At 66.8% G+C, this 5,237-nt stretch carries 5 protein-coding genes; 1 reads left to right on the forward strand and 4 read right to left on the reverse strand.

Annotation, left to right across the window (positions count from 1 at the left end):
- Window positions 1-672, reverse strand: a 672-nt coding sequence (locus ACIBEF_RS31870; protein ID WP_396797129.1) for a transposase family protein, incomplete at its 3' end; no start/stop codon positions are given.
- 292 nt (window positions 673-964) lie between these two features.
- On the opposite strand from ACIBEF_RS31870, the gene ACIBEF_RS31875 reads away from it, so the two are divergent.
- Window positions 965-1,411: a transposase gene (locus ACIBEF_RS31875; RefSeq protein WP_396797130.1), complete on the forward strand. Its 447-nt coding sequence runs from the start codon at window positions 965-967 to the stop codon at window positions 1,409-1,411.
- Between the two features lie 140 nt (window positions 1,412-1,551).
- On the opposite strand, the gene ACIBEF_RS31880 is transcribed toward ACIBEF_RS31875, so the two are convergent.
- The 3 genes from ACIBEF_RS31880 to ACIBEF_RS31890 form a co-directional block, all read right to left on the reverse strand.
- Entirely contained in the window at window positions 1,552-2,058 is a 507-nt protein-coding gene (locus ACIBEF_RS31880) for an Lrp/AsnC family transcriptional regulator (RefSeq protein WP_396797136.1), read from the reverse strand.
- 699 nt (window positions 2,059-2,757) lie between these two features.
- Window positions 2,758-2,994, reverse strand: coding sequence for a transposase family protein (locus tag ACIBEF_RS31885; protein WP_396797132.1), 237 nt, complete (start codon window positions 2,992-2,994; stop codon window positions 2,758-2,760).
- A 1,285-nt stretch (window positions 2,995-4,279) separates the two neighbouring features.
- On the reverse strand, window positions 4,280-4,669 hold the full coding sequence (locus ACIBEF_RS31890; protein WP_396797134.1) for a hypothetical protein: 390 nt from the start codon (window positions 4,667-4,669) through the stop codon (window positions 4,280-4,282).
- Between the last annotated feature and the right edge of the window lie 568 nt (window positions 4,670-5,237).

Raw genomic sequence — 5,237 nt, forward strand, 5'->3', positions numbered from 1 at the left:
CAGTTCGGCGGTGGCCTTGACGGTGTGCACCGCGTCTGCGGTCACCGTCACGTCGCGCAGGTCGATCGGTTCCAGCAACGCGCGGGCGGTGGCCGGTTCCGTGGTCTTGGCGCCGTCGGTGGGTGCCTGGGCGATGATGACGGCGGCCGGGTCGGGGCCGGGCGAGCCGGCCAGAGCGCACAGCAGGTGCAGTTGTTCACCGTCGGAGCCGATGGCACCGCGCACGGTCTTACCGTCCAGGCGTACCTGTGCCGGTGTATCGCTGCTGGTGCAAGCCTGTTCGCCGGTGCGTAAGCGGTGGGCGGTGGTCCACTCGGCGATCACCGCGTCCAGGACGTCGCCGTCGGTATCGGTGCAGACCCGCCACAGCGTCGACCGCGACGGCCGCCCGCCAGGACGGGCCTCGACTCGCGTATACAGGCCGTCGAGGATCTCGGTGGGCACGTCGGCGACCCAGCCGCTGATCGCGGTGTAGCCCTTCAACCCCGCTACCGTGGCCGCCGCGACCAGCGCGAGCACGACCGCGACCGGATGATCACGGCCTTGATCCTTTCGGCCGTCGGACACGGCGAGCAACAACTCCAGCAGACCGTGACACGAAGGAGCGAACGACACGTCACCGGACAGCGGCGCAGGCGACGGATCGGCAATGAGGGTGGCAGACTGCGACACGACGAAGCTCCGTTTGAACCAGATCTGTGAGAGGACCTGGTCTCAACGGAGCTTCGTCCATATCCGACACGCCGACGCGGGCACCATCACTCACAGCCACTATCGATCATGAAACGGCCGTGCGGCTGCGTGTCACCGCCAAGCACGTCAAGGCCGCCGGGCAGGCGGACTTCAACGCCCGTGGAGCGCACGTAAGACCGGCATCCGTGCCGCTCCAGTTTCGGAGTTCTTGTAGATCATCTTTGGTGGTGTGACACGCGGGTGGCCCCGGGGGTGGTGGTCTGGGCGGTAGATGGACGCGAAGCATCAGCGGTTCCTACAAACAACCCGTTGGGGGGAGTTTCCGCTGATGCTTCCGTCTGTGACTCTACCGGCATCGCTGGCATCGTTGGTGCGGCCGCTGCGTTCATGTTTCACCGTGCCGTCGTTCGCGATGTTCTGCGCGCTGCTGGTCGGACAGATCGCCGCGATACGCCGACGCACGGTGTGCGGGATGTGGATCGCCGCCGGCCTGTCGCGGCTGGTCCGCCATGGCCGGGCGCACTGGTTCTTCGCCCGGGCCCGCTGGTGTCCCGACACGGTCGGCCTCGCGGTGGCCGCCATGATCGTGGACTTGTTCCTCCCGGCCGACGCGGCGGTCGAGGTCGTCGTGGACGACACCCTGTTTCGCGTGGTGTGCCGCCAGGATGCTCCGGCGGGCGAGGACCCGGGCCGAGTCGGGGGCGTGCTGCTTGGCTGACCTGAGGGTGGGGCCGATCATCTTCGGCACCATAGCGGCCGGCGCGGCGCGGGAGAGCATCGAACGACATCGGTCGCCAGGGGTACATCTCGTGGTACGACACCGGTAACCCGGCGGCCGGGCCGCCAGCGGGTCCGCCGTCACATCCAGGTGTTCTGCTCGCCGTCGAACTCCTCGAAGACCAGCCAGGTGCGCGTCGACAGCACCCCGGCGATGTTCTGCACCCGGCCCAGCACCACGTCGCGCAGCGTCGCGTTATCCGGGGCGCGGACCAGGGCCAGCACGTCGTGCTCGCCGCTGAGCAGCGCGGCGTGCTCGATGTAGCGCACCCGGGCCAGCTCCGCCGAGACCTCCCGCCAGGTGTTCTGCTGGATGGTCAGGGAGATGTACGCCGACGTGGCCAGCCCGGCCGGCTCCGGCGCCACCCGGGCGGTGAACCCGGTGATCACGCCGTCGCGCAGCAGCCGCTCCACCCGGGCGTACGCGTTGGTGCGGGAGACGTGCACCCGTTCGGCGAGGGTGCGGATGGACAGTCGGCCATCGCGGACCAGTTCGTCCAGGATGCGCCGGTCGACCTCGTCGAGCGGGCCGACCGAACGTCCCGTGCCACCCGTCCCGCCCGGTGTCGGCGTGGTCTCCTGGCTCATCAGGCGGAAGGTGTTCAGGGCCAGGTTGCGCATGGCGGCAATGTCGCGGGACGCGTTGCCGGTGCGTAGCGGGGAGTCGTTCTCGTGGAACGTCACATCGCAGGTCCAATCTTTGACGAACCAGTGTCCCCTCGCATGGGCATTGAGGTGCTCGGGGCCGGCCTGGGCGGCGGGGACGCTGACGATGCCGTGAACGATCTCCTCACGGGTGCGCATCCCGTCGAGACCACCGGTGTCGCGGCGCAGCCGGAACACCTGCCGGGCACCCGGGAACAGTCGGTCGTCGCGGTCGGCCACCCGCGGGGTCCGGTGCTCGGTACGACCGTGACCCTGATCGTCTGCCACGTGCATCCGGTCGGCGAACTCGACGTCGGTCCCGGACGACAAGGCTTGCGCGGCCTGCGACGCGAGCGGCTGATCGCCCTGCGAGAACAGCATGTAGTGGGCGCTCAACGGCCCGGTGATCAGCCGGGCGGTCTTCGTGGTCGCTTGCGGGGCGTCCACCGTCAGCGGCACGCCGGCCACGTCCAACGGGCCGAGCAGGTCACCGATCACGGCGTTCTCACCACGCTTGCAACAGCTTCCGCGGGAAGGTCCGCCCGCTGGGCACCAGCCACCGGCCGGTCAACGGATCACGGCGCGCCCCGAGCCGCTGCGACACCTCCTACGGAGTCCGCGCCGCTCACCGCCGGATCGCGGTCACACCGTCGATGCCGCCACCAACGTCGCGCACACGGTCAACACCAGGATCACGACCAGCGGATGCCGCAACCCCCGCAACCCGCGCGGGTCCGGCACCTGCCACAACCGATCCACCAGCGACGACGCCACCACCAGCGGGTCCACCACGTCCGGACCCGCGGCGAGCTCGGCCTCCCACAACGCCAGATCAGCGAGATGGTCAACAACACCCTCGATCAGGGAAGATGACGACACGAGCGCGACTCCAAAGATGATCTTCAGGCTTCAGCACCCGAAAGATCACCAGAGTCGCGCTCGTCCCACAACTCCTACCTCTGCCCGACCCTCAACACGGACAGAACACCTCCTACGGCAACAACGCCGGGGGCCCTGACTTCAGGGTGTCTCAAATCACTCTTCGGCCGTGAACCGCGACAACGAGCGGCTCGTAGTGTGAGCGCAACGATCAAACGTGTCGACGTGGAGGAACTCATGCCTGATGAGCAAACACAATCGCCCCAGGATTCCGAAAAAGATCATCTCCAACAGAGTTATGTCCAATGGCAGCTCCTGCGGGAGGCAAAGAAGGTATTCGACCAATATAGCGCAATGCTAGCGGCTGGACCGACTAATCGCGAAATTGCCGCGGCCGGACTCCCCTTCGCTAGGAGTGCTAAAGAAAGTCTGGCAATGCCGGATCCGAGTCCGGATGTTAGGCAGAGGATGGAGCGAGCGGCGGGGGTGGCGGGTGAAATAACAAAGGAGTCCGTGCGGGACGGCGTTAAGACTGTTGAACTCATGCGAAATGCTATCAGCGCCAACCCAGACGTGCGGCAAATTGAATTCCGCAGAGGAGGCTTGAGCTGCGAAAAAAACCTTGCCTGGAAAGTTAGATCACGGATTCGACAGGACGTAATGGGCGAGCACGTAATTCACCGGCGCGGCTCGAATCGAAACTCTCGGATTGTTACTGCTGCTGCTGATGAAATCGCTCAGCGTTTGGTTCCGGACTGGATAGGGGCCGAGAGAAGGCGTTACAATGATGACCCTGATCATCCCTTGCGGAGGAGTGGGAACATCAGTAGGGCACTTTACCCGGAATTGGATAACGGGCAGGTGTCGCGCCCGACCTCGCCGGCGAGGTCGGGCGCGGTAGCACTGGACCTTCCTAATGAAAACCGATCAGGGGCGGATCGTGGGTCGCCGTCGCAAGGCGGGCGGGTGGCGGGCTCGGGGGGCTCCCGTGTCGCCGCAGCCGCCAGTCGCAGCGTCCGTGGGTCCGGGACGTACCGCGAAAGGCGGGGTAGTGACGATACGCGGATGATGAGGGACAGGTCCGCATCTCCAGCTCCGGAGCGCTCATCCGGCCGGTGACGGCTGCGTGTCGGGTGCCGGGGCCGTCGAGGGTGACGATGCTGAAGTCCGCCGCCCCGGCCGAGGCAGCGGCGGTGTCGGGGGGTGTCGTTCCAACCGGGCGGTGAGACCGTCACCCTCAGCCCCGCACGCTCGCGTACCTCTCGGGGTGCTGCCGGCCGCGTGCTCAGCGCCGCCGGTCGCCGGCGCGGACGACGAGGACGGTGCCGTCACGGCCCAGCGAGAAGACCTCGCCCTGCCGGCGTGACGCCGACCACCTGTCGGAAACGCGCGGTGCCGCCCGCAGGCACGCACCGCTCTGGCCCTCCGCGAGATGCCGGAACAGTTCGCTCTCCACGCCCCGGAACGCCTCCAGCGTCTGGCCGCTGGGCGGCGGAGCGAGGTAGCGGGCGCCCTCGGCGCGCAGGCCATCGCGCAGCGGCAGCGTCTCGGCGGTACTCGACGTCCATGGCAGATCCGGTTCGAAAAGCGCATCCTGTGCCGGCGCCGCCGGCTCTCCGCGCTGCCGGGGCGTGGCGTAACCGCGGGCGGTCGTGTTGTCGCCCGCGAAGAGCAAGAGCGGTCGCTGCCGCCGCCCGGGTCAGGATCTGAGTGACCAGCCACGCCCGCCTCGGCGGGGATGTCGAACACGTCGGATGCCCCGGGGGCAGTTCCTCGGCCGGCGGAACGTCGATGTCTGCGGCCGAGGGAGCGGCGCACGAGTCCCCAGCATTGTCCGTTCTGGACGCTACGCCCATGTCGGCCCGATAGGTGCTTCGGTCATCCCTGTTGAGATCACCTCGCTCGCTGCTGGATAGATAATCCGCCTATTTCCGGACGTCGGTCGCCGGCGGAGCCGGCACCCATTAGAAGCCTTTGTAGGATCCCCCCGTGCCGCGCCACTATTATCCGAAGAGATCTGGTTGATCACGTAGTCGGGTTGCGGTGCACCAACAGGCTTCCCCTTCCTTTTTGTGCCTTGACACGCGGAGGTGATGCGGCCATTCTCATTGGCATCCTGTTCGTGTAATTATTGGTGGGATCTTGTCGACTAAGGCGTGTTTCATAAGCCCGGTCAGAGCCATTCGCAGATGATGGTGATGGTCAGGACGGCCTGGAACCGGACGGCCAACTTGTCGTAGCGG

Origin of the sequence: Micromonospora sp. NPDC050795 (assembly GCF_044456785.1) — a bacterium.
GTDB lineage: Bacteria > Actinomycetota > Actinomycetes > Mycobacteriales > Micromonosporaceae > Micromonospora.